The organism is Halomonas sp. LBP4 (assembly GCF_003202205.1).
Lineage (GTDB): Bacteria > Pseudomonadota > Gammaproteobacteria > Pseudomonadales > Halomonadaceae > Halomonas > Halomonas flagellata.
This window is the reverse complement of sequence record NZ_PDOG01000001.1, coordinates 81,706-107,359: the sequence shown is the minus strand read 5'-3', so window position 1 is coordinate 107,359 and position 25,654 is coordinate 81,706. Positions and strand designations below refer to the sequence as shown.

The window sequence follows — 25,654 nt, the reverse complement described above, 5'->3', positions numbered from 1 at the left end:
CCTCCATGCGCCTGCTGCATCGCGCCTCGCCCTGGCGGGACCTCTTCGCCGCTGACGCCCTGCCCGATCCCGCCCGGCTGCCATCGCTGGTCGCGCCGCTGCGCGATGCCCTCAAGTCGCTGGGGCCGCACCCGAGTCTCGCCGCCGCCCACCGCTGGCAGGCCGAGCTGGTCGAGGCACTGGATCGCCTCGACCTGCCGGCCTGGCGGATCGGCCAGTTGATCAGCGACCACAACGACTGGCTCTATCGCCGCGCCATCGACCTCTCGCTCAACGAGATGCAGGGGCAGGGCTGGGGCGCGCCCCCTGCCGCCTGGTGCGTGCTGACCCTGGGCTCGGCCGCCCGCCACGAGAGCCTGCTGGGGACGGACCAGGACAACGCCATGATCATCGCCGACTACCCCGACAACCGGCACACCGAGATCGATGGCTACTTCCAGGCACTCGGCGAGCGCTTCACCGCGCGCCTCGACGAGGCGGGCATCCCGCTGTGCAGCGGCCACGTCATGGCGCGCTGGCCCATGTGGCGCAAGCGGCTGTCCGAGTGGACCGAGCAGCTGACGATCTGGACCGCCGAGCGCCGGGTCAAGCGGGTGCAGCAGGCCAATATCCTGCTCGACTTCTTCCCGGTGCATGGCGAGGCGGCCCTGGCCGAGGCGCTGGCCGACCGCATCGCCGGGCTGATGCCCCGGGCGCCGCTGTTCCTCGACGAGATGACCGCGCTGCTCGACGAGCTGCCGGTGGCGCTGGATCGCTTCGGACGGCTCGCCGGCAGCCGCGAGGGGGCGCCCCACGAGCGCGCCGTCAACCTCAAGCACCAGGGCGTGCTGCCGCTGGTCAATGCCGTGCGCCTGCTGGCGCTGCGCCACGGCGTGCGGCCTCCGGACACCCGCGCCCGGCTCACCGCGCTGGTGATGAAGGAGGTGCTGAGCGCCGCACGGGCGCAGGCCCTGACCTCGGCGCTGGAGCGGCTGCAGGGGCTGCTGCTCGACGAGCAGCGCACCAACCTCCAGGAGGGGCGGCCGGTGGATGGCTGGGTGGATGTCGCCCGCCTCGGCGAGGACCAGCGCCTGCTGCTGCGCCACGACCTCCAGCAGATCCGTTCGCTGGTCAGGCTGGCCCGGGGACGGTCGTCGGGGTAGGGCTGTCGACCGCCTGCTCGTCGGGCGGGGCGGCCGGCAGCTCCATCACCAGGCAGGCGCCGCCCAGGTGCGGCGCCTCCTCCACCCACAGCCGGCCGCCGAGGTGGGCGACGATGCCGCGGCTGATCGGCAGACCCAGGCCGCTGCCCCGGGGGCGGCCACGGGCCTGGCCGCCGCTGCGCTCGATCTGGTGGAACTTCTCGAACACCCGCTCGCGCTCCTCCGCGACGATGCCGGGGCCGTTGTCCTCCACCGCCAGGCGGAAGTGGCCCTTGTGGCGCTCGAGGCGCAGCCGCACCCGCGGGTCCTCGTCGGCGGCGAACTTGCCGGCGTTGTCGAGCAGGTTGATGATCACCTGCTCGAGCCGGTCCGGGTCACCGATCACCGGCGCCGTCTCCAGCGCCATCTCGACCTCGAGGGCCACCCCACGGTTCTCCTGCAGGCGGTGCACGGCGTCCACGCTGTGCCGGGCCAGGGCGACCAGGTCCAGCGGCTGCGGGTTGAGGGTCAGGCGGCCGCTCTCCAGCCGCGCCAGGTCGAGGATCTCCTCGATCAGCCGCGACAGGCGCTGGCTCTCCAGCACCACCACGTCGAGGAAGTGTTCGCGCTTCTCGTCGGGCAGGTCCTGGCCATCGCGCAGGATCTCAGCGAAGGCGCGGATCGAGGTGAGCGGGGTGCGCAGCTCGTGGCTGACCATGGCCACGAACTCGTCCTTGAGCCGGTCGAGCTCGCGCAGCCGCTCGTTGGCGGCGCGCAGCTCCTCGCCGATGCGCGCCAGCTCCCGCGACTTCTGCTCCAGGCGGCGGTTGTACTCCAGGGTCTGGGAGGTGGTGTCGAGGATGCTGAGGATCGACTCCAGGTCGAGGGCCTCGCCGCGCACCACCGAGTTGATCAGCACCCGGGCCGAGGCGCTGCCCAGCGCACCGGCCAGGGCCTGCTCGGCCCGGGCGATCAGTTCCGGCGGGGCGGGCTGGTCGTCGCCCTCGTGCTCGCCCTGCCGGGCGAAGACCCGCGCCGTGGCGTTGATGCCCAGGTAGCGGTCGAGCAGGGTGCGCAGCTCGCCGCGGGTGGTCTGGCCCCGCCACAGCGAGGTCTCCATCAGCCCCGGGTGCATCGCCTCGGCGAACAGCGCCGCCTGGGTCTGCTCCAGCGGCCCCTGGCGGGTGAAGAGCGACACCCCGACCAGCAGGCCGACGTTGGCGAGCAGGCTCCACAGCAGCGAGTGGGTATAGATGTCCCAGCCCTCGAGACCGAACAGCGCATAGGGCCGCAGCCAGGACTGCCCCCAGGGGCCCTCCTCGACGAAGCCGGCATCGAGCCATCCCGACAGCGCGAAGCCGGGCAGCAGCAGGGTCCAGGCCCAGATCAGGAAGCCGGCGATCAGGCCCAGGCCCGCGCCGTTGCGGGTGGCGCCGCGCCAGTACATGCCGATCAGCATGGCCGGGGCGAACTGGGCGGCGGCGGCGAAGGAGACCAGGCCGATAGTCACCAGGCTGTAGGAGTCGCCGATCAGGGCGTGGTAGAGATAGCCCAGCAGCAGGATCAGCACGATGGCCACGCGCCGGATCCCCAGCAGCCAGCCGGCGAGCTCGCCGCGGGAGCCCAGGTGGAGCCGCCGCGAGCGCAGCATCAGCGGCATCACCAGCTGGTTGCTGACCATGGTCGAGAGCGCGATGGTCTCGACGATCACCATGCTGGTGGCCGCCGAGAGCCCGCCGATGAAGACCAGCAGCGGCAGCCCCTCCAGCCCGGCGGAGAGCGGCAGGGTGAGCACGAAGCTGTCCGGGTCGCTGCCCGTCCCGCCGAGCAGCAGCCCGGCCATGGCGATGGGGATCACGAACAGGTTGATCCCCAGCAGGTAGAGCGGGAAGAGCCAGCTGGCGCGCTTGAGGTGCCGCTCGTCGACGTTCTCGACCACCAGCACCTGGAACTGGCGGGGCAGGGTGAGGAAGGCGAGGAAGGCCAGCAGCAGGGTGCCGACCCAGCCCGCCGCGCCGCCGGGCACCGCCTCGAGGCTCAGGGCGTCGGTCAGTGCCGGCGCCGCGGCGACCCGGGCGAAGAGGTCGCCGGGGCCGTTGAACAGCACGAAGACGGTGAACACCCCCACCGACAGGAAGGCCACCAGCTTGACCAGCGACTCGAAGGCGATGGCCGCGACCATGCCCTCGTGGCGCTCGCTGGCGTCCAGGTGGCGGGTGCCGAAGAGGATGATGAACACCGCCAGCACCAGGGCCACCCAGAACGACCTGTCGTGCCAGAAGCTCTCCTCGGCCAGGCTCAGCGCGGCGGCCTCGGGGTAGTTGACCAGCACCGCGTGGCTCAGGGTGATCGCCTTGAGCTGCAGCGCGATGTAGGGGGTGATGCCGATCAGGGCGATCAGCGCCACCAGGGCGCCCAGGCTCGAGCTCTTGCCGTAGCGGGCGCTGATGAAGTCGGCGATGGAAGTGAGGCGCTGGGCGCTGGCGATGCGCACCATCTTGCGGATCACGAAGGGTGCCATGAGCATGGCCAGGGTCGGCCCCAGGTAGATCAGCAGGAAGCTGGGGCCATGCTCGGCGGCCCGGCCGACGCTGCCGTAGAAGGTCCAGGCGGTGCAGTAGACGGCGATCGACAGGGCGTAGACGGTGGGCGAGCCGATCACCGAGCGACCCTGCTCGGCGCGGCGGTCGCCCCAGGCGGCGATCACGAACAGCAGCGCCAGGTAGCCGAAGGCGACCCCGAGCACGACCATATCGCCCCTCATGGCTCGCTCACTCCTCGTGGCGCCGTTCCATCAGCCAGGCGGCCAGGGCGATCACCGCCCCCCAGGCGAGGAACAGGTAGAGGGGGAGCACGGAGAGCCCGGAGGCGGACGGGCGGTCCGCCACCAGCAGCAGCGGCGGCGAGAAGAGCAGCGCCGCCAGCACGATCAGGGCGACCAGCCGCTCCTTGAGCCGTGGCGTCTTCATGCGCTGGCATCCTCGCGGTCGAAGGCGGCGGCCTGCAGCGCCAGGACCTGCTCGAGGGTGTCGAAGCCGCGGGCCTCGAGGCGTGGCAGCAGCGCCAGCCACAGTTCGGCGGTGACCCGGGCGTCGCCCAGGGCGGTGTGGCGGGCGCCCGGGGGAATCACCAGGCCATAGCGCTCGGCCAGGGTATCCAGGTCGTGGCCGTCGAGGCCCTCGTCGAGGGCGCGCGACAGCAGCAGGGTGTCGAGCACCGGCATCTCGAAGGTGACGCCGGCCCCCGGGGGCTGGATGGCCAGCAAGTCGAAGGCGGCGTTGTGGGCCAGGATCACCGCCTCGCCGATGTAGTCGCGAAAGCGCGGCAGCGCCACGTGCAGGGGCGGGGCACCGGCCACGTCGCGGTCGGTCAGGCCGTGGATGGCGGTGCTGGCCGGCGGGATCGGGCGGCCCGGGTCGATCCGGATGTCGAAGTTGTCGCTGGCCAGCAGCCGGGCGTTGACCACGCGACAGGCGCCGATGCTGATCACGCGGTCGCCGCGGCGCAACTCGAGGCCGGTGGTCTCGGTGTCGAAGGCGACGATCTCCAGCGCCCGCAGCGAGCGGCCGGCGAGTTCGGCGTCCGGGGGCGGCAGGTCGGCGATGCCGAAGTCGTGGAACTCGGGCCGCGGCGGCGTCCGCGGGCGCGGCGCGCCGACCCGCTCGGTGGCCGGCAGCGGCAGCCGCAGCCGGGCGTGCTGGCCGTCCGGGTCGGCCAGGCTCCAGGCGTCGCTGTCGTGCTGGCGCAGCACATCGCCGACCCGCGGGGCGAGCGGCAGGGCCTCGAGGGGCGTGCGGCTCCAGTCGGCGAGCTGGCGTTCGCCGAGCGGCCGGCCGCGCCACACCAGGTCGAGGTAGACCCGCTTGTTGCCGAGGCAGATCTCGCCTTCGATGTCGCCGCCGCCGGTATGCTCCGCCAGCCGCTCGAGCAGCGAGCCGAGCAGCACCAGTAGCGCCGTGGCATCGCCCTTGAGCCAGGCCGGCATGCCGATCGGCACGACGCCCCGGCCTTCGCCGGCGTGGCGCTCGTTGAGGGCGTCCCAGAGGTCGTTGGACCACAGCGGCACCAGCCGCTCGCCCTGGCGCTGCATGTCCTCGATCAAGGCCCCCATGCGTTCGATATCGCGGCCCAGCGCCAGGCTCTCCTCCTCGATCACCGTCTCCAGCCGGCGGCGCAGCTCGCTCGCCTCGCCATCGGGGCGCAGGCTGGTCAGGGCGTCGGCGGCACTGGTCAGGCTGGCGCTGTGGCGGCGCAGCAGCGGCAGGGTATCGACCAGCTCGACCCGGGCGCCCATCTCGCTGGTCCAGGCGGCGGTGGTGTCGGTGAGGGTCAGCAGGGTCTCGCCGTTGCTGCCGGGGACCCGACGCAGGATGGCGCACAGCCAGCGCTCGTCGCAGGGCACCAGGATCTCGCGGGGGGTGCCGTCGTCGGGCAGCTGGCCCAGGGCATCCTGCAGGCTGGACACCGGGAGCAGCGCATCGAGCCGCTTGCCGAGGCCGAGCCCGGGGTGGCCCTCGAAGAGGGATTCGGCGGCCTGGTTGAACAGCAGCAGGCGGCGGTGGTGGTCGCAGAGCAGCAGCGGGGTGTCCAGCACCTGCAGCAGCGTCTCGAGCTCCTGGCGGATGCGGGCCGCACTGCGCGCACCCTCGGCATGGGCGGTGGCCAGGCGGTTGCGATCCGCCCGCCAGGCATCGCGGATCCGTACCAGGTCGGGGCCGAGGCCGCGCAGCCAGCCTTCCGGCGGGTAGTCCTCCCGGGCGTCGGGATTGGCCACCAGCCGCGCCAGCTGGACCTGCAGGTGGCGCAGGGGAGTGAACAGCTGGCGCTCGAGCAGCAGGCCGACCAGGAAGATGGTGCCGCCGCCGGAGAAACAGCCCAGCCAGAGCACCCAGCGGGCCAGCCCCTGGGGCTGGAGCAGGCTGTCGAGCCAGAGGGCGAACACCGCCCCGCCGAACAGGCTGACCCCGCTGAGCAGCAGCCACAGCCCCACCAGCCGCTGGCGCCTGGGCAGGCCAGAGAGACGACGCCCCATCAGTTGGCCTCGTCGAGCAGGGTCTTGACCTTCTCCACCAGGGCCTGGGTGGAGAAGGGCTTGGTGATGTAGTCGTCGGCCCCCAGCGCCATGCCCTTCTCGCGCTCGACCTCGCGACCGTGGGCGGTGAGCATGATGATCGGCAGGCGGGCATGGGCCGGGTCGGCCCGCAGCTGCTCGAGCACGTCGAAGCCACTGATGCCCGGCAGGCTGATATCCAGCAGCACCAGGTCGGGCACGCCCTCGGCCACCCTGGCCAGGGCTCCCTCGCCGTCCTCGGCGGTGACCACCTCGAAGCCGGCCTGCTGCATCAGGAACTCCAGCGACAGGACGATGTTGGGTTCATCGTCCACCACCAGGACCTTGGCCATGGGCGCTCTCCTCGTAAGCGTGCTGCTATGCATTGTTACCGATCAGTCTAGTGGGCGGCCAGGGCGCGGCAAAGACGACCTTGGCCGGAGGTGCCGGCCGGGGCGGCCGCCAGGAGGCGGGGCAGAGGCATTCGGGCGGGGGATCAGCGTCCGTTGTCGCCGTTTCCGGTGTCGCGGACCTTCGGCCCCAGCGGACCGAGCCACAGCCATATCTGCACTACCACCAGCACCGGCAGCAGCCAGATCGGCGCCCCCACGGTCGCGACCAGCACATAATGGATGACGAAGGCGGTAATGCCGGCGATCAGCCCGACCACCGGAAACAGCAGGGGACGCCGGCGACCGGGCAGGCGCGAGAGGCGAAACAGCGAGCCGATGAAGGCGCCGAAGGCGGCTGCCATGGCCAGGGGGATCAGCAGTTCTTGCATGGGGAGTCTCGTGCCGTGGGCGGGAAGTGGCCGTGCCGCCAGCGTAGCGTTTCCGCGGGGCGCCTGACCCTTCGACTTTTGATGTAGTCAGCGACAGTCAAAGGGTCAGGCCGACCGCCCGGAGGTCGCGGGGTTCTAGCCGGCGTGACGCCGAATCGGGATCCCCGGGAGCAAGGCAGGAATGGGCTCGCACCATTGCCATATGGCAGCAATGTAGTGCGGCGGAGCGGCCTACTCCGGCCGGGGATGGCTCGGCTACACTGTCGCCCTTTCGATTCATCTGCCGTCCGGAGGGGGCATACCATGTCCGACAGTGTCCAACTGATTCAGCGCTACTACGCCGCCTTCAACCGGGGCGACTGGGACGCCATGCTCGACTGCCTCGACGAGGAGGTCGCCCACGACCTGAACCAGGGGCCGCGGGAAACCGGCCGCGAGGCCTTCCGCGCCTTCCTCGCGCGCATGGACCGCAGCTACGTCGAGCGGCTGCAGGACATCGTCGTCATGGCCACCGCCGATGGCCGGCGCCTCGCCGCCGAGTACGTGGTGCACGGCGAGTACCGCGCCACCGACGAGGGGCTGCCGCCGGCCACGGGCCAGCGCTATGTGCTGCCCGGCGGTGCCTTCTTCGAGGTGCGCGACGGCCGCATCACCCGGGTGACCAACTACTACAACCTGCAGGAGTGGCTGCGTCAGGTGGGAGCCGAGGCGTGATACCGGCGTGGCGTTCGAGCTTGAGGGAGGGGCACTGATGCGTGTGGCGGTGGCCAAGTACCCGATCGGGATGCCGCGGGACTTCGATGAGTTCGCCCGGCGCCAGGCCGACTGGCTGGCCGAGGCCAAGGCACGGGGCGCACGCATCGCCGTGCTGCCGGAGTACCTGAGCCTGGAACTGGCGGCGGGCTTCGCGCCGGCGGTGCGCGACGACCTGGCGGCGTCGCTGGCGGCGCTGCAGCCGCTGCGCGAGGCGTGGTGCGCGCTCTATCGGCGGCTGGCCCGGGAGCTCGATCTCTATATCGTGCCCGGCACCTTCCTGCTGGCCACCGGCAGCGGTCGCTATCGCAACCGGGCCGACTGGTTCGCCCCCGATGGCCTTCACGGCTGGCAGGACAAGCTGCAGCTGACCGGCTACGAGAAGGCGAGCGGGGTGGTCGAGCCCGGCGATGCCCTGCAGGGTTTCGACTGCGACGGGCACCGGGTGGGCATCGCGGTCTGCTATGACGTCGAGTTCCCGCTGCCGGTGCGCGCCCAGTACGAGGCGGGCGTGCGCCTGCTGCTGGTGCCCAGTTGCACCGACACCGCGGCCGGGGCGACCCGGGTCAGGGTCGGCTGCCTGGCGCGGGCGCTCGAGAACCGCTTCTTCGTGGCCCAGGCGGTAACCGCCGGCGACGCCCCCTGGAGCCCGGCGCTGGACGTCAACACCGGCGAGGCCACCCTCTATGCGCCCATGGACCACGGCTTCCCCGCCGACGGCCTGCTGGCCGTCACCGAGGCCGACCAGCCGTGGGCCTGCGGCGATGTCGATATCGACGCGCTGGAGCGCAGTCGCGCGCACGCCCAGGTCGCCAACGACCGGGACTGGCCCGCCCAGCTGGCGTCGCCGGTGCGGATGATGGCAGTGGACGAGGCGCAGGCGGACACCGCCGAGGCGTGAGGCCGGCGATGTCCCTGTCCCTCAATCGCCGCGGTCGAACAGCTGCCGGCGCAGGGCCTGCTCGCCGCGGCCCAGCCACTCGTGCAGGGCCCGGGTGCTCTGGTGCAGGTGATAGCTGCGGGGCAGCCAGCCGGCCAGGCCCGGCGGCGGTCGGCTGGCGAACTCGGTGGGGGCGGGAATCACCGTGAAGCCGGCGCGCTCGAACTCCGCCACGGCCCGGGGCAGGTGCCAGGCCTGGGAGACCAGGGCGATGCGCTCCACCTCCGCGACGCGCAGCATCTCGGCGCTGTAGCGGGCGTTCTCGGCGGTGTTGCGGCTCTGCCCCTCCAGCCAGGCCACCGGCACCTCGAACACCTCGCGCAGGGCCGCGGCCATCAGGCTCGCCTCGGCACTGTGCTCGTCGTGGCCCCGGCCGCCGCTGACCAGGATCGGCAACCCACTCTGGCGATGCAGGTGGGCCCCGTAGGCGAGCCGCCGCCAGCTGGCGTTGGCGGGGGCGTCGCCCCAGCCGAATTCCGGGGCGAGGTAATCCCGGCCGCCGCCGAGAATCACGATCGCCTGGGCCGCTTCCAGCTGGCCCGGCCCCGAGAGCGGCGCCGGCTCCAGGCCCTGGCGCAGGGCGTGGCTCGCCACCGGGGTGGCGAGGGCGAGCAGCCCGCCCAGGCCGAGCACCACCAGCAGGCCGCCGAGCAGGCGCATCCGCGGCCAGAGCAGGCCACCGAGCAGCGTCAACAGCACGTTGGCGAGCGGTGGCAGCAGCAGGTACTTGAGCATCTCCATGGGGCGGCCTCGCTGTCGGTTAGCCCGGCGTGGGGCGGGTGTCAGCCGATATCGACCTTGTCCGGGTACTCGCAGAGGTCCTCGATCACGCAGCTGCCGCAGCGCGGCCGGCGGGCCACGCAGGTGTAGCGCCCGTGCAGGATCAGCCAGTGGTGGGCGTCCTTGAGGAACTCCTTCGGCACGTAGCGCAGCAGCTTCCTCTCCACTTCCACCACGTCCTTGCCCTTGGCCAGGCCGGTGCGGTTCGCCACCCGGAAGATATGGGTGTCCACGGCGATGGTCGGCTCACCGAAGGCGGTGTTGAGGATGACGTTGGCGGTCTTGCGGCCGACGCCTGGCAGCGCCTCGAGGGCGGCGCGGGTGCGCGGCACCTCGCCGCCGTGCTGCTCGACGAGGATCCGGCAGGTCTTCATCAGGTTCTCGGCCTTGGTGTTGTAGAGGCCGATGGTCCGGATGTGCTCCTTGAGGCCGTCGAGGCCGAGGTCGAGGATCGCCCTGGGCGTATTGGCCACCGGGAACAGCCGCGCGGTGGCCTTGTTGACCCCCACGTCGGTGGCCTGGGCGGAGAGCAGCACCGCGGTGAGCAGCTCGAAGGGCGTGGCCCAGTCGAGCTCGGTGGTGGGCTCGGGGTTGTGCTCGCGCAGCCGCGCGAAGATCTCGTAACGTTTCTGGGCGTTCATGAATCCAGTGGGGGTCCTTCTGCAGACGGTACTGACAGGAGATACTCTTCCGGTGTCATGGCGGGAACAGGGGAGCCTGCGAAGTCGCGGACGTTACGGGTCACGATGGTGTGGCAACCCCGGGTTTCTGCGGCGGCCGCGACGACGGCATCCTCGAAGTCGGCCCAGCCAAGCCCCTGTGCTCGCCACAGCTCGGCTCGGCCGACGGACGCGATGTCGAAGTGGCGCAATAGCCAGGCAACGGCCTGGTGGGCCAAATCGCCATTCTGGTAGCGGTGTACCAGGAAGTGAATCGTCGTCACCGCATGCGCGGAGAGCGTGCCGCGGTAGCGGTGCCGGAGAATGCCGTCGATGACCGCCGCGGATGCCGGGTAGTGGGGCTCACGCTTCTGGATCACATCGAGCAGCACATTGGTATCGACCAGGATCATCCGTGCTTCTCATACTGATGCTGGCGGAACTCTTCCAGACCGTCGACATCGTCGGGCACCAGGCCCGTAATGAAATCGAGCTCTGGTGAGAGCGTGGCGTGTTCCAGCTCGCGCATTTGCCGCAGGTAGCGGTCGATGACTTCCGTGACGGTCAGGCCGTGCGCCTTGGCATAGGCCTTGGCGAATTCCACATCCTGACGTGGCAGGCGGATGGTCAGCTTCACGGTGTCGGGCGGCATGCGAGCCTCCTGGTACGGCAATTATTCTTATTTTATACGGCTTGTGAGCCGTCGTCCAAATCAGCGGGATGTGGCGCTCTCGAGGGCGGTGCGGGCGTCGTCGAGCAGCCTGGTCGCCTGCGCCACCTGATCCCGGGCCGTCGCGATCGCCTCGGCAACGCCCTGGCGCTCGGCGTGGGCGAGCTGCTGGCGGGCCCGGCGCAGGGCCTGCTCGGCGGCCTTGACGGCCATCTGGCGCTGACGCTGCTGGAGCCGGGTGTCCGAGGCGCTGCGGGTGGCGCGCGAGGTCTGGCGGATCAGGCGCCGCTGGCGTTCCAGGCGCCTTTCCCGCGCCTCACGGGCCAGGCGGCGGTTGCGCGCCTCGAAGCGCTTGCGCCCGCGCTCGGCGCGCGCGGCCAGGTAGTCGCGGCGCCGGGCCTCGGTCTCGGCCGCCACCCAGGCGGGGTGGGGCAGCAGGTCGATGCAGTCGACCGGGCAGGGGGCCACGCAGAGCTCGCAGCCGGTGCACTCCGCGGCGATGACCGTGTGCATCCGCTTGGCGGCGCCGAGGATGGCATCGACCGGGCAGGCCTGGATGCACTTGGTGCAGCCGATGCACTCGGCCTCGCGGATCCATGCCACCAGCGGTTCCTGGGCGGGCTGCTCGAGCGGCACGGGCTCCCGCCCGGTCAGCTCGGCCAGCCGCGCGACGGTGGCCTCGCCGCCGGGCGGGCAGCGGTTGATCGGCTCGCCCGCGGCAATGGCCTCGGCATAGGGGCGACAGCCGGGATGGCCGCACTTGCCGCACTGGGTCTGCGGCAGTTCGGCGTCAATGGCGTCGATCAAGGCGGGGTGGCCCGTCACATTCGCTCCTCGGTGGGGTCGTCGGCAGCGGCGCTGACAGGGCAATATTGTACGCCCTTTGCGACCACCGAGGTACCTCAGCCCGGGGGAGGCGGGGTCAGCGCACCCGCTGGCCGGGCTCGGCGCCGGAGTCCGGCGAGAGCAGGTAGATGCCCTCGTCGCTGCCGGCGGCCAGCACCATGCCTTCCGACACGCCGAAGCGCATCTTGCGCGGCGCCAGGTTGGCGACCATCACCGTCAGCCGGCCCTCGAGGGCCTCCGGGGCATAGGCGGCACGGATGCCGGCGAACACGGTACGGGTCTCGCCGCCCAGGTCGAGGGTCAGCTGGAGCAGCTTGTCGGCCCCCTCGACATAATCGGCCTTGGCGATGCGCGCGATGCGCAGGTCGACCTTGGCAAAGTCGTCGAAGGCGATCTCGGCGGCGATGGGCTCCTCGGTCAACGGCCCCTTGGGAGCGTCCTTGAGCTTCTGTTCTTCCACCAGGTCCTCCTTCGATGCCGCCATCATGGCATCGATCTTGTCGCGCTCGATGCGCGTCATCAGCGGCTTGAACTTGTTGATCTCGTGATTCAGCAGCAGGTCGTGGCGGCTGTGCCAGGCGAGGGTCTCCAGCTTCAGGAACTCGCGGGCCCCCTCGGCCATGGCCGGCACCACCGGGGCCAGGTAGACCATCAACTGGCGGAACAGGTTGATGCCTACCGAGCAGATCTCCAGCACCTCCTGCTCACGGCCGGCCTGCTTGGCCAGCACCCAGGGCTCCTTCTCGGCGATATAGGTGTTGGCCTCGTCGGCCAGTTCCATCACCTTGCGCATGGCGCGACCGAACTCCCGTGTCTCGAAGTCCTCGGCGATGCCGTCGCCGGCGGCGATGAAGCGCGCCACGAGGTCGGGCTCGGCACAATGCGCCGAGAGCTTCCCATCCCCCAGCTTCTTGACGAAGCCGGCGCAGCGGCTGGCGATGTTGACCACCTTGCCCACCAGGTCCGAGTTCACCCGGGCGGTGAAGTCCTCGAGGTTGAGGTCCAGGTCGTCGATCCCTGAGGTGAGCTTGGCGGCGAAGTAGTAGCGCAGGTACTCCGGGTTGAGGTGTTCGGCGTAGGTGGCGGCCTTGATGAAGGTGCCGCGGGACTTCGACATCTTGGCGCCGTTCACCGTGACGAAGCCGTGGCAGTTCACCGCCGTGGGGGTGCGCAGCTTGGCGCCGTGGAGCATGGCCGGCCAGAACAGCGCATGGAAGTAGACGATATCCTTGCCGATGAAGTGGTAGACCTCGGCCTCGGCATCCTTCTGCCAGTAGGCGTCGAAATCGATGCCCTCGCGGTCGCACAGGTTCTTGAAGCTGGCCAGGTAGCCGATCGGCGCGTCGAGCCACACGTAGAAGTACTTGCCCGGCGCATCGGGAATCTCGAAGCCGAAGTAGGGCGCATCGCGGGAGATGTCCCACTCGTTGAGCCCGGACTCGAACCACTCCTGCAGCTTGTTGCCGATCTGCGTCTGGACGTGGCCGCCGCGGGTCCACTGCTTCAGGAAATCGGCGAAGTCGGGCAGCTTGAAGAAGTAGTGGGTAGAGCTGCGCACCTCGGGGGTGGCGCCGGAGATCGCCGACACCGGGTCGATCAGTTCGGCCGGGGTGTAGGTGGCGCCGCACGCCTCGCAGTTGTCGCCGTACTGGTCCGGGGTGTGGCACTTGGGGCAGGTGCCCTGGATGAAGCGGTCGGCCAGGAACAGCCCCTTCACCGGGTCGTACATCTGCTCGATGTCGCGGGTGGCGATATGGCCGGCGTCGCGCAGCCGGGTGTAGATCAGCTCGCTGAAGTGGCGGTTTTCCTCGGAATGGGTCGAGTGGTAGTTGTCGAAGGCCACGCCGAAGGTCGCGAAGTCCTGCTGGTGCTCGCGGGAGACCCGCTCGATCAGCGCCTCGGAGCTGATGCCCTCCTGCTCGGCGCGCAACATGATGGCGGTGCCGTGGGCGTCGTCGGCACACACATAGTGGCACTCATGGCCGCGGCTCTTCTGGAAGCGCACCCAGATGTCGGTCTGGATGTACTCCAGCAGGTGACCCAGGTGGATCGAGCCGTTGGCGTAGGGCAGGGCGCTGGTGACCAGGATCTTGCGCGGATGGCGTGCGGTGTTCGACATGTCGGCTCTGGAATTCCCAAGAAAATCAGACCCTCGATTGTAGCCATCTTCGGCGCCCACTGCACCCGCCGGGACGTGTGCCGTGCCCATCTGTAGCACTGCTCCGGTGTCTCGGATAGAATGCACCGGCGGTAGGCAGGCACGTCAAAGGGATTGACGGCCGTAACCGCCGCTCAGCGCTTCGCACGTCACACATCCAGGGAGCTGCGATACAACGACTGATCATTCATGGAGGAACCACCATGCGACTTCACCACGCCCTGCCGCTGCTGCTGGCCACCGCCCTGCTGGCTGGTTGTGCCGGCAACTCGATCTCGCCGCGGTACACCAGCGAGAACCCCGACATCATGCGCATCAGCGACGAGCGTCCCGCCAACCCCGAGAAGACCGTAGAGGACCTCGGTTCCTACTGCGTCGAGGTCAGCGAGACCTGGAACGCCCACGGCACCACCCCGGACGGCCAGAGCCTCTGGGCCAAGGACACCGCCCGCGCCGTCGTCCCCTGCGACTGAGCAACACCCCCGGCCCATGCCCCGCATGGGCCGGACCTTATGCATCCCGACATCGGCGACACCTCCGGGGAACCCTCGGCAACATTGGTAGCCAATCAGCTGGTTGGGGACACGCTCGTGGTAGGTTGCCGACGCTGGGAGGCGCCTTCATCTTCGAATATGCAGTCATCATCGAGAAAATCCAGAACCCCCCCCCGTATACGGACCCGCAATACAGCCTGCTCTGCCTTAGCTCACCATCTGCACCACCCCCCTCCTTTCGCAAAATACCCAGGATTCTCCTTAGCAACCCGAAGAAAGGTTGATTAGGCTGTAGTGTAAAAGCATGTATCAGCCTCATGCGCCTGCGTCGCTATAAGGCGACGCTACATGCAGCCACTGCCAGGGAAGGTGACATGCACGCCACCATTCCCTCGGCGGTAGCGTACCCGCCAGACGACCCAGGCCAACCCCATAGGCGACACGGAACTGTGGGAGATCGCTTTAGCGCGCGACAGGCGGAGGTGACCCGCGCTGAATAGAGACAATCATGGTGTCAGCGGACGCCGATTTATCAGACGAAGGACTGCAATCGACCCAAAGCTGACATGGAGGAAAGAACACGCGAAAGCTCATTGGTACTATTCATCCAGCATATAGTTGGTGCTAGCTATTAGCAGTCAGGAGAGATTCATGGCAGGAAGACCCCCTGAAGTAGACCATGTCAAGTCTGCTTTTTTGAAAGAACTCAAAGCCGCTGAAGATCTGGTTAGAAAGATCAACTCCTTCAAAGGCGGAATCAATCCCAACGGCACTCCTGGGCTGCATCCCAAGTATGTGCGTCAGGTTGTTGAGCTTGCCTTTATGGGAGCAGTTTCTTCGTGGGAAGAGTTTCTGGAGCGCGCGCTTGTTCGGTATGCTGCAGGCGCTAAGACAAAAGCAGGTCATTCTCCCACTCCAAAGTATGGTTGTGCCAACTCGATTGATCACGCTTACCAAGTTTTGTCCGGTAATCCAAAGTTTGATAAGAGCAAGGATTACCTAAAAGTCAGCGAGCCAAAATGGGTTGTAAACACTGCAGACTTTTTGTTTGGCGCTCACGGTTTCGGCGACATCAAGACCAAGAGTCAGCTGCTTGGCCATGCCAATTCAATCCGGAATCGTGTGGCACATAGTTCAGATAAGTGCCGGTCTGATTTCAAGGCGACAGCTATAGATTTCCTGCAACCACAGAACGGAAAACTAACAAAAGGCTACGGACCAGGTGACCTACTCATGACCCAAGTCATTCGGCATTTTGGCCAACCTGCCGTTCAAGCACAGAAGACCCACTTTGATGCCTACATGGATCTATTCAAACAGCTCGCGAACAAGGCTGTACCGTAATGCCTGATAAAAATCTTTTAATCCTGACGCCGGATTGCGGTGTGAATTAACTCGGTCGATACGGGGCTTTAATAGAACAAGCTATGTGTTAGACTCGGTATGGCTAGTTGTAGACCCAGAGGGTGACCAATCCAGTGAAAAACCTAGCCCCTATATATAAAGCACTTGAAGACGCTGATCAACGTGGTGAATTGATTCCTTTCCTTCTGTCTCTTGACGGTCATTTTCGTAGGCTCGAATGCGGTCCTGTTTTGGGTGACCTTCATAATGCAGGAAAGATCTCGCTGGTTTCAGATGAGAATTTTGCGGCGATTGAAGCCCTTGGACATAATGACTTTTGGTCGGTCTTCCATTCGCTTGTTCAGGCGATACCCGAACTAGATTGTTCGTACCAAGACGTGCTGAGTCTGGTTAAGAAACTCGTTGATAAGGCTGGTTCAGACGGCGCAGCAGGCGCGCCAAATCTTTCTTTGGTTAAATGGTGCAAAGTCAATCCTGAAAAGGCCAAGCAGATCGTCTCGGAAGCGAAAGCTCTTGAAAAAAACTGCCTTTCACATTGTGTCTTTGCGATACAAGGCCTTGCGGACACAGAGCTCGCATTTGATTTGCTGGATCACCCAGATAAGCGTGTTGTCGCAGTGGGGCTGCGTTCTCTTGGAAGGCTCGAAATAGATAGAGGGACGATTGCCAAGCGCGTCATTGACGAGTGCTGCAAGGCCATTGCGGGAGGAAAAGACCAAGACGTAAGGTCTTCAGCTATCGAAACGGCTTTTAAGGCATGGGAAAAAATTGATTCGTCGGAACCATACCGGCAGAAAGAGTTTCTTGAAGCCATAATCAGTGAAAAGGAAGGTGACGAATTAGTTCAGCTATCAGCCTTTCTTTTTCATAATCAAAAAGGCTTGGTGTCCGAGAGTGTTGAACAGATTTTGGATGCTTTTTCTGGGGAAGTTTCAAATCCACAAGCAGTCCTTCATTGGCTGAATCACGCCATACATTCCAAGGACGAAAAGTGGAGCCTTACTAAAGTAATCGATGCCTTCGCCGCGCAAATTCTAAAATTGGACAATTCAATCGAAGCAAGTCAGTTTTACAATTTTTGTCAATGGATTTGGGAAGATCCAGATAATGCATCTCAACTTTTCTCTAGATGGCTCGTTAGCGGCCAGTTTAGCTTATGCAAGTTTCTCGTGGAAATGGTAGGAGAAGCTGGCAAGAACAACGCACTTGTTGAGATCTCTAAACGCGACTTGCCGAATGATTCCAACGACCAGATTTTTTTGGCAAGAAAATGCGTTGGCTTCCTATGGTTTAATGAGGTTACTGCCGCGTCCATTCTTTTGAGCATAGTGAAAAATGGAAAGAAAACCGCGCGAGAAGCGGCGGAAGAGCTTTTATTTGAGCCATTATTGCTCAGTTATGGTGGCGATCTGCGTAGCTTTATTGAAAGACAATCCCAAAGCCCATCAAAGCGCATTTCTGATTGCGTTCAGCGACTTATAAAAAATCATGACACTTACATCGCTGGCCTTAAACGGACAGAACACGTGGTCGAGTTTCTCCCCACGATTGAGCAACGTCGTGCCGCAGGGATGAAGGATCGCGAGCGCAATAAAGACATCCAAAAACAAGCACATGAGAGATCAATATTTGCCCAGCTGGTTACTCATCAAACGCTTCTGTACGGAAATAAAAGCTTTTCCATGATTTATGGAGCGGGTGAAGAGAAAAAGTCTAGCGTCACTCCGCTATCAGAGATTTCTTATAGTACCGAATATCCCAGGCTTGCTGTGGTCGACCCAGTCGGATTTGGTCAGATGCTTGCAATTTTCCGGGTTGAGTGAGAGGTCTTGCAATGAAGATAATTTTGAAAGAGTATCTCGCATCGCTAAAAGAACGTGGTGATTTAGATAAATCAGTTTTGCCAAATTTGCTCTCTGAGATTGGGCTGCTAGTTCTCAATGTTCCAATGATAGGGACGAGGCAGAATGGTGTAGACATTGCAGCGGTTGGGAAAGTCAAAGGAGAGGATAAGCAGAGATATCTATACCTGTTCTGTATCAAGGCAGGTAACGTGACGCGGCGTGATTGGGAGGTAAGTGAACAGTCTGTTCGTCCAGAACTGAATGAGATCAAGGACGTCTATTTGCGTAGCAACGTTGCCCAAGAGTACGTGGATCTTCCAGTAAAAATATGTCTGTGTTGTGGTGGAGACCTCGAAGAAACGGTTATTATGAATTGGGCGGGATATACTGAGAAAAACAAAACGGATAAAATCAGCTACGAGTTATGGAACGGAGATAGATTAGCTGATCTTATGATGCGGTCTCTATTGGCGCGAGAACTTCTGGACGAGGAGCCACGCCGGAACTTCCAGAAGGCGGTAGCAATGGTCAATGAGCCTAATTCTTGTTATGAATACACTCGAACCTTTCTAGGAAATCTTCTACTAGAGGAATGCCAGTCACAGAAAGATCAACTGCTTAGGCTGCGCCAATCTTATATCTGTTTACATGCAGTTGTAGCTTGGGCGATTGATGCCAATAACTTAGAAAGCACTTACAAGGCTTCCGAGCTTGGCGTGTTGTTCTGTTGGAATGCAATTCGGACAAGAGAGACCAAGAAAAAACCAACAAAGCATGATAGTTCTTTGATGTTTATTTTTGATCAGTTCTTGAAGCTGTACCTTACGACATCGGAGATGTACTTTGCAAAGACGGCTTACGCTCACGGTGATACACTGCACTCACTTTCTGTATCTGTCCGGTCACGGGAGTCCGTTGATGTTAATTTGGCGATGTTTGAACTCTTAGGCAGGTTGGCCATACGAGCTATTTGGACCAATCTTTTTTCTAAGAGTCTGACAGACGACCCAGATTTTTCGAGATCCTTGACAAAGAGCACCGCTCGTACACTGGATACGATTGTTTCTGTAGTCAATAATAATCCAACGCTTAGCTCCCCGATGCGAGATGACCACATGATTGAGATCGCTTTGGTCATGTATCTTGCACAGCTAACACAGTCAGAATCTCGCTTCCTGCCTTGGCTTAAAGCCATTTCTGATCGAACAACGTTCGCCCTCATCACGAATTCCCAATATCCGACATGTTTTCACGACTATGCTGACCTGCTATACCATCCCGCCAGCGTGGAACAATCGTATCGTGATGAAGCTTGCGCAGGGAGTGTTTTGTACCCCTATATTTTTTCTTGGATGTTGCACATAGCTGATGAAAAAGAGATTGCAGAATTCAGAGGGCGGCTAGAGAAAAGCATACCTAATTGTACCCATCAAGCATGGTTCCCGGATGAGGAGTCAGATGACCTAATTTGGTGCGGTGAGAAATATCATGGGATTTGCGTAACCGATCTGTCGCCCCATACAGGCCATGATATTTTTTTGGAAACGCTCAATGAAGCCATGAAAACATGTACGGCGATAAAAGATATTAAGGCAATTAAGGTTGGTCTGGTTCCTTTGTTTTTGACAGCGTGTAGACACTACCGGCTTCCTATTCCACCAAGCTTTTGGTTTGTCCGTGCGTAGGGGTTCATATTTTTCAACTTCTTCAATAAAATATGATCTTTGCGTGTATCGAAAATTTCTATGTGCGAGGATTAAGCATGAAATGCATGACAGATGCAGGCACGGAGACGACTTTTGCGTTGCGTCTTTACTTTCACTTAGAAAACTTTTTTCCGCAGGCGTTATATGAGGACTATCTGAACGTCCGGGTTTGGCCGCAAGCTGCCATTTGGCATAAGTTTGAATGTCTCATGGATACTGTCCAATCGCCTCACCGCCTCACCGCCTCGCCTGCGGCTCGCGCACTTCGGCCCTGGCGTCTTTGGCCAGCGGGATTTATGCAGCGCTCCTCTAGAAGTTTGCAGCATTCCTTACCGCCTCCCGTCGCCATCGTGCTATAATTGAAAAATGTGAACCGGATTCCGATGACTTATGCCCGTTGACCTGAAGGCGCTCTACCCCAAACTGATCAATCTGATGCTGGACACGGTCTTCGTGGTCGATGGGCATGATCAGATTGTCTTTGTGAGTGATGCCTGTGAGACACTGCTCGGTTACCGTGCCGACGAGCTGACCGGCACCTCGATCACCGACTATTGGCATCCTGACGACCTGGAGGCCACACGGGCCTCCGTTCACCGGGTCATGAATGGTCAGCCCCACGTCGATTTCCGCAACCGTTATCTCCGCAAAGATGGCGGTATCGTACATATCCTCTGGTCTGCCCACTGGTCCGAGGAAGAGGGTGTGCGGATCGGTGTCGCGCGGGACGTGACGGCCCTTAGGCAGGCCGAGGCGGAATTACGTTTCCTCGCCCATCATGATCCGCTGACAGAACTGACTAACCGATCGCTGTTCAATGATCGACTGGGCTCGGGTCTGCGTGCGGCCCATCGCCACCAGAGCGGTCTGGCTTTGCTGTTTCTGGATATCAATGACTTCAAGGGTATCAATGATGTCCATGGACATGCGGTGGGTGATCGTGTGCTCTGTACGATTGCTCGACGGCTGGAAAGCTGCGTACGTGATATGGACACGGTGGCTCGGATGGGCGGTGATGAATTCACTGTTCTGCTGACGGACATTCACTCGGCGGATGCCGTTTCCGGGAAGGTGGAGCAGATTCTCGCGGTCATGGCCGAGCCGCTGGGCGCTGAATTCGGCGGAATCGGAATGCCGTCCTGCAGTATCGGCGTGGCCTGTTATCCCGCGGACGGGGAGGATGCCGATACCCTGCTGAGCCATGCGGATGGTGATATGTACCGGATGAAAAAGCGCCGTTCGGTAGCTGGGTGACGAGTCTGCAGTGTATCAATATAGACTATCACTCGTCCGGCATTTATGTTTTTCGGCCTTTCAGACGATTTCAGACAACCGACAATCCGACAGGACAGTCGCCAGTACTGAAGGGGCGGAAAAAGACATGTGCACCAGTGAAGAGCCAGTTTAAAAAGAAGCTAAAAGAACGTCTTACTAACCTCAGGGTGCCTTCGGCAAAGCTCAGTGGGTTTGAATCTGTATATAAAATCAAGTTGCGTGCAGCTGGATGCCGCTATAGTGGTCATCTATGTCCTCTTTTTCGGTAAACGGGAGAAAGAAGGGGGCTATAAGACGCTCAGGAATGAGAAATGAGTGTTCCATGCCGGCATAATACTAGCGTTATATTACACTCTCTGAACATCCGCTTCTGGCCGGATGCCGAACTTCAGACTACGCTGATGGAGCTGGTGCGGCAGTTGACGACCCTAAGGAACCGCTGAACAATCTTGTGCTGGGCAGTGAAAGAGCCAGGTGAGGCTCGATCATCGCCTCAGCGATCAATATCTGAGCACCTTGGGTGGCATGTTTTACTTGGCTGCCGGGTTATTCGGCTGCCAGGTCGGATTCAAGACACACTGACCCCGTCAGCGTATCCTTGGCATCGTCCTGCCAGCATCAGATTGGCCAGGGCGAGCAGACTGAAGAGCTGGGCCTGGTTCTTGGCCAGCCCCTTGTAGCGAACCTTCCGGTAGCCGAAGAGGTTCTTGATGACATGGAACGGGTGCTCGACTTTGGCGTGGATGCTGGCCTTGGCCTTCTCGATCTCCAGCAGCAGCGTTTTCATCGGACTATCTTCTCTCTTCTTGATGGTATTTCGCTTGGCCGCGACGCAGCACCGAGAATCCGGATCGTCCTTCTCCTCGCCCAGGTATTTCCCCATGCCAGTATAGCCGGCATCGCCGTATATCCGCTCGTCATCGTTAAGAGCTCATTTCCAAACCCCCAGCAATGGTGGGCGCCGGGGCAAGACGAAGCAAGGGGCCTTTGCCATCCATGGCAAGGTAGCGCCCATGGAGGGGGGCACAACGCCCTCGCGAAGCCTTGCCGACGGAAAACCCACCCTATCCGATGAGTTGTGAAAGAAGTTTTAAAGACCTCCGCGGCCCGGCCGATGTATACTTGTCGCCTTTTGCAAACATGATCGCGAGCGGCTGGTGAGGTCTTGCATTCGTGAAGCCTGCCTCTCCGAGAGGTGTCGCGACAGTAGGGAGTGCGAGGAACAATGAAGACACCGCTGTGGCGGAGGTGGCGGGTCGAGGCTGACACTGGCTCGGGAGCGGACCCGCGACGGATTTGGCTGTCTAACTGCTTCTTGATTATCATTGCGCTGACGTCCCTGGCGTATGCCTTGGTCAACATCTTCCACTTCGAGGCCATCCCGCTGGCGGTCGTCGAGCTGGGGATCTTCGTCATCCTCGTGCTGGCGCTGGTCGACATGCGGGTCAACCGAAATATCGAGCGCTCGGCTTGGGTGACGGTGCTGTCCTGTGGTGGCCTGTCGGCATTCTTCTATTGGTACGTGAAGGCCGATGTCTCGGCGGCGGTATGGACGGTGTTCTTCGCTATCATCAATTTCTTCCTGCTCGGCACGCGCAAGGGCTTGCCCGTCTACCTGGTCTTCTTCGCGGCCATCCTGTCGATGACCGTCGCCTACCGCGATGACTGGCCGGCACTGGCATCGGGGGCCGCCCTGACCAATATCCTCGGCGCGATGATGGCCTTCGGGGCCGCGGCCTATTATCAGGAACGGTTCCGGGAAGCCGCCCACGACAGGATCGAAGCCCTGGCCAACCAGGACAGCCTGACCGGCATCTCGAACCGTCGCCATTTCTTGCAGCGCTTCGAGCGGGTTCGCCAAGCCCTGTGCCTCCTGGGCGGGCAGTATTCCCTCGTCCTCATCGATATCGACCACTTCAAGTCGGTCAATGACACCCACGGGCATGCCGTGGGGGACCAGGTCATCATTGCCGTCACCCGACGCATTCTCTCGGCCGTCCGGGCCCAGGACCTGGTGGCCCGGTTGGGCGGAGAGGAGTTCTGCGTCCTGCTCCGCGACTGTGAGGGGAGCGATGCCCGGCGCCGTGCCGAGGGGCTCCGTCGGGTCGTCGGTGCCGAACCGGTGGCCGTGGGGAGCCAGAGCGTGTTGGTGACGATCAGCGCGGGGGTCGCCGATGGGAATCCTCGGTCCCGGGGATTCAACGAGATGTTCGCGGATGCGGACAGATGGCTGTATGTCGCCAAGGCAAGGGGACGCGACCGGGTGGTGGGGCAGTCGCCGCCGTGATGCCGTCTCGGTTCCGCGGGCGTTCGCGCATTTTCCCCTTCAAGTGCCGGCAGTGCTTGCCGATGACCGTCGTGCCGGCGGGCGCGAGTTGTGCCGTGGAGCGGTAGGCCAGAACGTCCTCGAGGACGACTCCTCACCACGTTAGCCCGAGCAGGAAGAGCTGTTCTGACCGGTAAACGGCGCAGCAGTGGCCGATGAGCCACCCACAAAGCACCTAGCTGGCGACGAGGAGATCCGACCAGCGGGTCGTATAGCGAGGGACCAGGAACTGCTGTCGCATGCCTCAGCCGCTGGCCGCTTCCTCTCTGGCGATCCGCACCGTCCCCTGTCCGAACTTCTCATTCACGCGATCTATCGCCCGCATGGCCGCCTGGCTGTTGGGTCGCAAGCCGCCGTGGAACAGGTCTGTTGTGGAATGCGTCGAGGGAACAAACTGACTCAAGATGTGGGGGGGCTTGCAGCCTTTTCAGGTTACGGCGCCTATGCATGGATCACGGCACCCATTTGGCTAAAAGCACTCGCAACGGCTTCGCTAATTCCATTTTTATTAATGGCAGTATCCATAGGGCTTGCAGCTATTATATTTACCATTAGAAAGCCATTATTTTATTTGGAAGCTTGGTGCTCCGAAGAGCGGCGACACATCAGAAGGGGCCGGTCGCTTTCTTTTCCACTGCATTTTTCTGCTTGGCAGTCGCTGTGACAGCGGCGACTAGTCTGATAAATTGAAGCATGACAAGGACAATCACAGCGACAGCTTTTTCGTTGCGGCTTCACCCTTCGCTACAAAGCAGCGCGCGTTGGCAATATTATATCAGACGTTGGTGAAAGTCAGGTCTTGGCCGGATGGGAATCTTTAGCCTTCGCTTTTGCAATGGATACGGTAGCTGAGGACCGAGGCTGTGTGAAAACTCGTGGGCCCTACTGAAGATGGCGTTCGTACGCGAAATCTGGAGTGGTTTTGCCATGCAACCTCCTCGGAATTTGCGAGAGAGCACCAATGTTGACCAGTTTTTGACCACTGGCAGACGCTTCAAATGTTTTCACACAGCTTGGGCCGAATGTGGAACTTTAGGCTATGTTGATGAGATGGTCGAGGCAGTTGACGACCCAAATCGGTCATTACCGGTAGTGATTTAGCTGTTGCGAGAATCCTTTTATGGCCATCGATAAAGATTTGGCAAGATCGCTCTTGACGAGCGCGGTGACGCGCTACGAGAGCGCCTGCCGTTGGGGATTGGTCACGGTCCTGGTCATGCTCGTCTTCCATGTGATGACTTTCGGCCCCTTCGTCGCCGCGCAGGTCGAGCGTGCCAAGGTTGCGGCGGAGTCGAAGGCGTTGAAACAGACCTCAGACGAGCTCCGCGCCAATCTCAGGGCGCAGCAGACCGCCATGCAGGAGGTGCGAGACGGCCTCGACGTGATGCTCGTTCGTAAGAAAGCGGACTTAGATGCCCTACAGCGCGCAGTTGAATTCATTCGTGAATCGACCAGCGGTGAACAGGACGAAGCAGGCAGCGAGCGCGGCGCCAACCTTGCCGTTCAGGCTCCGATAGCCGTACAAGAGCCCGCACCGCGACTTCAGGATTCGGCTCGGGTCCGTTTCTTTGCAAAGCGCATCGAGCAGGAAGGGTTGAGCGAGCGCGTACGAGCCGCCTCCACGGGCGCCGATCTGCGAACGATACTGACGCCACTCATAGACCGTCACGTCATCGCTCCGCAATTCGCGCGCGTCAACGAGAACTGGCAATCCAAGGTGCCGCAACTGGAAACAGGGGCTCTGCGGATCAAGGAGCAGTTTGCCAAGTTGGCCAACACGTTTCCAAACGCCCCACTCTGGGCAGAGATGCGCGAGAAGGCCGATAGCTACCTCGACGATTTGCGCGCAGTCGAGTTCGGTCCACCCGACGATCCGCAATGGTGGCATACCGTCGTCGGCAAAGACGATGCAGTGCTCCAAATGAAGGAACTCGAAGTCGCGCTGATCAGCCCGCCATCGTTCCATGCGGCGAACGAAGCGCTGCAAAATTGGTTGAGCGATCGAGACACGATGCTTGCAGGGCTCAATGCTCAACTGCAGAGTCTGCAACAACGCTTTGATGAACAGCAAGATCGCCTGGCGAATCTACTCGTGCCGATCAGCGGTGTCGCACTGGACCTCTCTATCGTCGTCGGTAACTTCCCGCTCGTCCTTGCGATTCTGCTCGGCTCCGCGATCGGCTGGCCCGCACGACGTCACCGCGAGTTGCTCCGCGCGGTGGCACTCGCGCGCCGAGCAGATCTGATAACTCGAGGCGACGAAGATCTGCTAACCGCGCAGAGTTCGGCGTGGCCACTGGGTTACGCGCTCGGGTCGGTCGCGCTGTCTATCGCGTGGATCAGCGTCGTGAGCTGGCAACTCGCGAAATGGACAGACAGGGGCGACCTTGATCTCGTGAGTATGACAGCTGTGGCCATCACGTTCGTCGTGGCCGCCGGCATTTACAAGTTCCGCATAGCCAAACAGGGGGCAGGCCACGGTTTCTCGCGACAGTCCTGAACCGTGGTCTGTCCCCGATTCCAGGATGATTCTCCGAGCAGTATCGGGACTGTTTCGGTGAGTCTCCTTCAGCGACGCTTCGGCGCGAACGCGCCGCTACGTTCTCGCAACCGGCCAGGGTCAGGAAGCGAAATACGCCCGGCGGCCCTGTTAACCAGAAGCCGTCAAAACGCATCGCGCTCCGTTGCGCGGGAGGTAAGCTTGAAATCGGACTTCAACGCCATCAGCATGGACGACGTTCAGGGCATCCCGCTCACCGAGATGTCGCTGGATGATTTTGCCCGCCCGATCGACATAGGTACGCAGTCGCAGTTCTTGACGGCAACCGCCGCGACGCGGCTCATGCCTGGCACTATATCAGAATACTCTGAAGGTCGGCTCCTGGC

At 62.7% G+C, this 25,654-nt stretch carries 22 protein-coding genes and 2 pseudogenes; 11 read left to right on the top strand and 13 right to left on the bottom strand.

Annotated elements, in window-relative coordinates:
* Nucleotides 1-5 precede the first annotated feature (5 nt).
* On the top strand, nucleotides 6-1,142 hold the full coding sequence (locus CR157_RS00490; protein ID WP_110281602.1) for a DUF294 nucleotidyltransferase-like domain-containing protein: 1,137 nt from the start codon (nucleotides 6-8) through the stop codon (nucleotides 1,140-1,142).
* Here CR157_RS00490 and CR157_RS00485 read toward each other — a convergent pair.
* From CR157_RS00485 to CR157_RS00465, 5 genes are all read right to left on the bottom strand, one after another.
* Nucleotides 1,111-3,885: a sensor histidine kinase gene (locus CR157_RS00485; protein WP_110281601.1), complete on the bottom strand. Its 2,775-nt coding sequence runs from the start codon at nucleotides 3,883-3,885 to the stop codon at nucleotides 1,111-1,113. The genes CR157_RS00490 and CR157_RS00485 overlap by 32 nt on opposite strands.
* Before the next feature lie 7 nt (nucleotides 3,886-3,892).
* Entirely contained in the window at nucleotides 3,893-4,090 is a 198-nt protein-coding gene (locus tag CR157_RS00480) for a hypothetical protein (RefSeq protein ID WP_110281600.1), read from the bottom strand.
* Nucleotides 4,087-6,153 (bottom strand): 3'-5' exonuclease, encoded by a 2,067-nt coding sequence (locus CR157_RS00475; RefSeq protein WP_110281599.1) that lies wholly within the window; start codon nucleotides 6,151-6,153, stop codon nucleotides 4,087-4,089. Before CR157_RS00475 ends, CR157_RS00480 begins: the two co-directional genes overlap by 4 nt.
* Nucleotides 6,153-6,524, bottom strand: coding sequence for a response regulator transcription factor (locus CR157_RS00470; RefSeq protein ID WP_110281598.1), 372 nt, complete (start codon nucleotides 6,522-6,524; stop codon nucleotides 6,153-6,155). Before CR157_RS00470 ends, CR157_RS00475 begins: the two co-directional genes overlap by 1 nt.
* A 143-nt stretch (nucleotides 6,525-6,667) precedes the next feature.
* Nucleotides 6,668-6,952, bottom strand: a complete 285-nt coding sequence (locus CR157_RS00465; protein WP_110281597.1) for a hypothetical protein — start codon at nucleotides 6,950-6,952, stop codon at nucleotides 6,668-6,670.
* Between the two features lie 303 nt (nucleotides 6,953-7,255).
* Between CR157_RS00465 and CR157_RS00460 the strand changes: the two genes are divergently transcribed.
* On the top strand, nucleotides 7,256-7,666 hold the full coding sequence (locus tag CR157_RS00460; RefSeq protein ID WP_110281596.1) for a ketosteroid isomerase-related protein: 411 nt from the start codon (nucleotides 7,256-7,258) through the stop codon (nucleotides 7,664-7,666).
* 7 nt (nucleotides 7,667-7,673) lie between these two features.
* Complete coding sequence (locus CR157_RS00455; protein ID WP_258364029.1) at nucleotides 7,674-8,606, top strand: carbon-nitrogen hydrolase family protein; 933 nt, start codon at nucleotides 7,674-7,676, stop codon at nucleotides 8,604-8,606.
* A gap of 21 nt (nucleotides 8,607-8,627) precedes the next feature.
* Here the strand turns inward: CR157_RS00455 and CR157_RS00450 are convergent, their stop codons facing one another.
* The 6 genes from CR157_RS00450 to metG all read right to left on the bottom strand — a co-directional run bounded on the left by CR157_RS00450 (nucleotide 8,628) and on the right by metG (nucleotide 13,719).
* Nucleotides 8,628-9,386, bottom strand: a complete 759-nt coding sequence (locus CR157_RS00450; RefSeq protein WP_110281594.1) for a YdcF family protein — start codon at nucleotides 9,384-9,386, stop codon at nucleotides 8,628-8,630.
* A 41-nt stretch (nucleotides 9,387-9,427) separates the two neighbouring features.
* Entirely contained in the window at nucleotides 9,428-10,066 is a 639-nt protein-coding gene (gene nth / locus CR157_RS00445; RefSeq protein WP_110281593.1) for an endonuclease III, read from the bottom strand.
* On the bottom strand, nucleotides 10,063-10,497 hold the full coding sequence (locus CR157_RS00440) for a type II toxin-antitoxin system VapC family toxin (RefSeq protein WP_110281592.1): 435 nt from the start codon (nucleotides 10,495-10,497) through the stop codon (nucleotides 10,063-10,065). Before CR157_RS00440 ends, nth begins: the two co-directional genes overlap by 4 nt.
* The gene (locus tag CR157_RS00435) at nucleotides 10,494-10,736 is read right to left on the bottom strand and encodes a DUF6364 family protein (protein WP_110281591.1); all 243 of its coding nucleotides are present in this window, start codon (nucleotides 10,734-10,736) and stop codon (nucleotides 10,494-10,496) included. Before CR157_RS00435 ends, CR157_RS00440 begins: the two co-directional genes overlap by 4 nt.
* Nucleotides 10,737-10,796: 60 nt before the next feature.
* On the bottom strand, nucleotides 10,797-11,579 hold the full coding sequence (gene rsxB / locus CR157_RS00430; RefSeq protein ID WP_110281590.1) for an electron transport complex subunit RsxB: 783 nt from the start codon (nucleotides 11,577-11,579) through the stop codon (nucleotides 10,797-10,799).
* Nucleotides 11,580-11,676: 97 nt separating this feature from the next.
* The gene (gene metG / locus CR157_RS00425; RefSeq protein WP_110281589.1) at nucleotides 11,677-13,719 is read right to left on the bottom strand and encodes a methionine--tRNA ligase; all 2,043 of its coding nucleotides are present in this window, start codon (nucleotides 13,717-13,719) and stop codon (nucleotides 11,677-11,679) included.
* A gap of 242 nt (nucleotides 13,720-13,961) precedes the next feature.
* On the opposite strand from metG, the gene CR157_RS00420 reads away from it, so the two are divergent.
* The 5 genes from CR157_RS00420 (at nucleotide 13,962) to CR157_RS00405 (ending at nucleotide 20,421) form a co-directional block, all read left to right on the top strand.
* Nucleotides 13,962-14,231, top strand: coding sequence for a hypothetical protein (locus CR157_RS00420; RefSeq protein ID WP_110281588.1), 270 nt, complete (start codon nucleotides 13,962-13,964; stop codon nucleotides 14,229-14,231).
* A gap of 672 nt (nucleotides 14,232-14,903) precedes the next feature.
* Nucleotides 14,904-15,596 carry a hypothetical protein gene (locus CR157_RS22160; protein WP_146218646.1) on the top strand — a complete coding sequence of 231 codons (693 nt, stop codon included), beginning with the start codon at nucleotides 14,904-14,906 and terminating at the stop codon, nucleotides 15,594-15,596.
* A 134-nt stretch (nucleotides 15,597-15,730) separates the two neighbouring features.
* Complete coding sequence (locus CR157_RS00415; protein WP_110281587.1) at nucleotides 15,731-17,440, top strand: hypothetical protein; 1,710 nt, start codon at nucleotides 15,731-15,733, stop codon at nucleotides 17,438-17,440.
* A gap of 11 nt (nucleotides 17,441-17,451) precedes the next feature.
* Nucleotides 17,452-19,146 carry a hypothetical protein gene (locus CR157_RS00410; RefSeq protein ID WP_110281586.1) on the top strand — a complete coding sequence of 565 codons (1,695 nt, stop codon included), beginning with the start codon at nucleotides 17,452-17,454 and terminating at the stop codon, nucleotides 19,144-19,146.
* A 411-nt stretch (nucleotides 19,147-19,557) separates the two neighbouring features.
* The gene (locus CR157_RS00405) at nucleotides 19,558-20,421 is read left to right on the top strand and encodes a sensor domain-containing diguanylate cyclase (protein WP_110281585.1); all 864 of its coding nucleotides are present in this window, start codon (nucleotides 19,558-19,560) and stop codon (nucleotides 20,419-20,421) included.
* 589 nt (nucleotides 20,422-21,010) lie between these two features.
* On the opposite strand, the pseudogene CR157_RS00395 reads toward CR157_RS00405, so the two are convergent.
* Nucleotides 21,011-21,349 (bottom strand): annotated as a pseudogene (locus tag CR157_RS00395) (transposase); the annotation flags it as partial.
* 318 nt (nucleotides 21,350-21,667) lie between these two features.
* On the opposite strand from CR157_RS00395, the gene CR157_RS00390 reads away from it, so the two are divergent.
* A complete protein-coding gene (locus CR157_RS00390) occupies nucleotides 21,668-22,729 on the top strand; it encodes a GGDEF domain-containing protein (RefSeq protein WP_110281584.1) in 1,062 nt (353 codons plus the stop codon).
* A gap of 214 nt (nucleotides 22,730-22,943) precedes the next feature.
* Here CR157_RS00390 and CR157_RS23260 read toward each other — a convergent pair.
* Nucleotides 22,944-23,093 (bottom strand): annotated as a pseudogene (locus CR157_RS23260) (DUF4113 domain-containing protein).
* 795 nt (nucleotides 23,094-23,888) lie between these two features.
* Here CR157_RS23260 and CR157_RS00380 point away from each other — a divergent pair.
* Together CR157_RS00380 and CR157_RS22445 are read left to right on the top strand one after the other, a co-directional pair.
* Complete coding sequence (locus CR157_RS00380) at nucleotides 23,889-25,268, top strand: hypothetical protein (RefSeq protein WP_110281583.1); 1,380 nt, start codon at nucleotides 23,889-23,891, stop codon at nucleotides 25,266-25,268.
* A gap of 201 nt (nucleotides 25,269-25,469) precedes the next feature.
* Nucleotides 25,470-25,654: hypothetical protein (locus CR157_RS22445; protein WP_219999860.1), on the top strand; the 185-nt coding region annotated here is incomplete at its 3' end.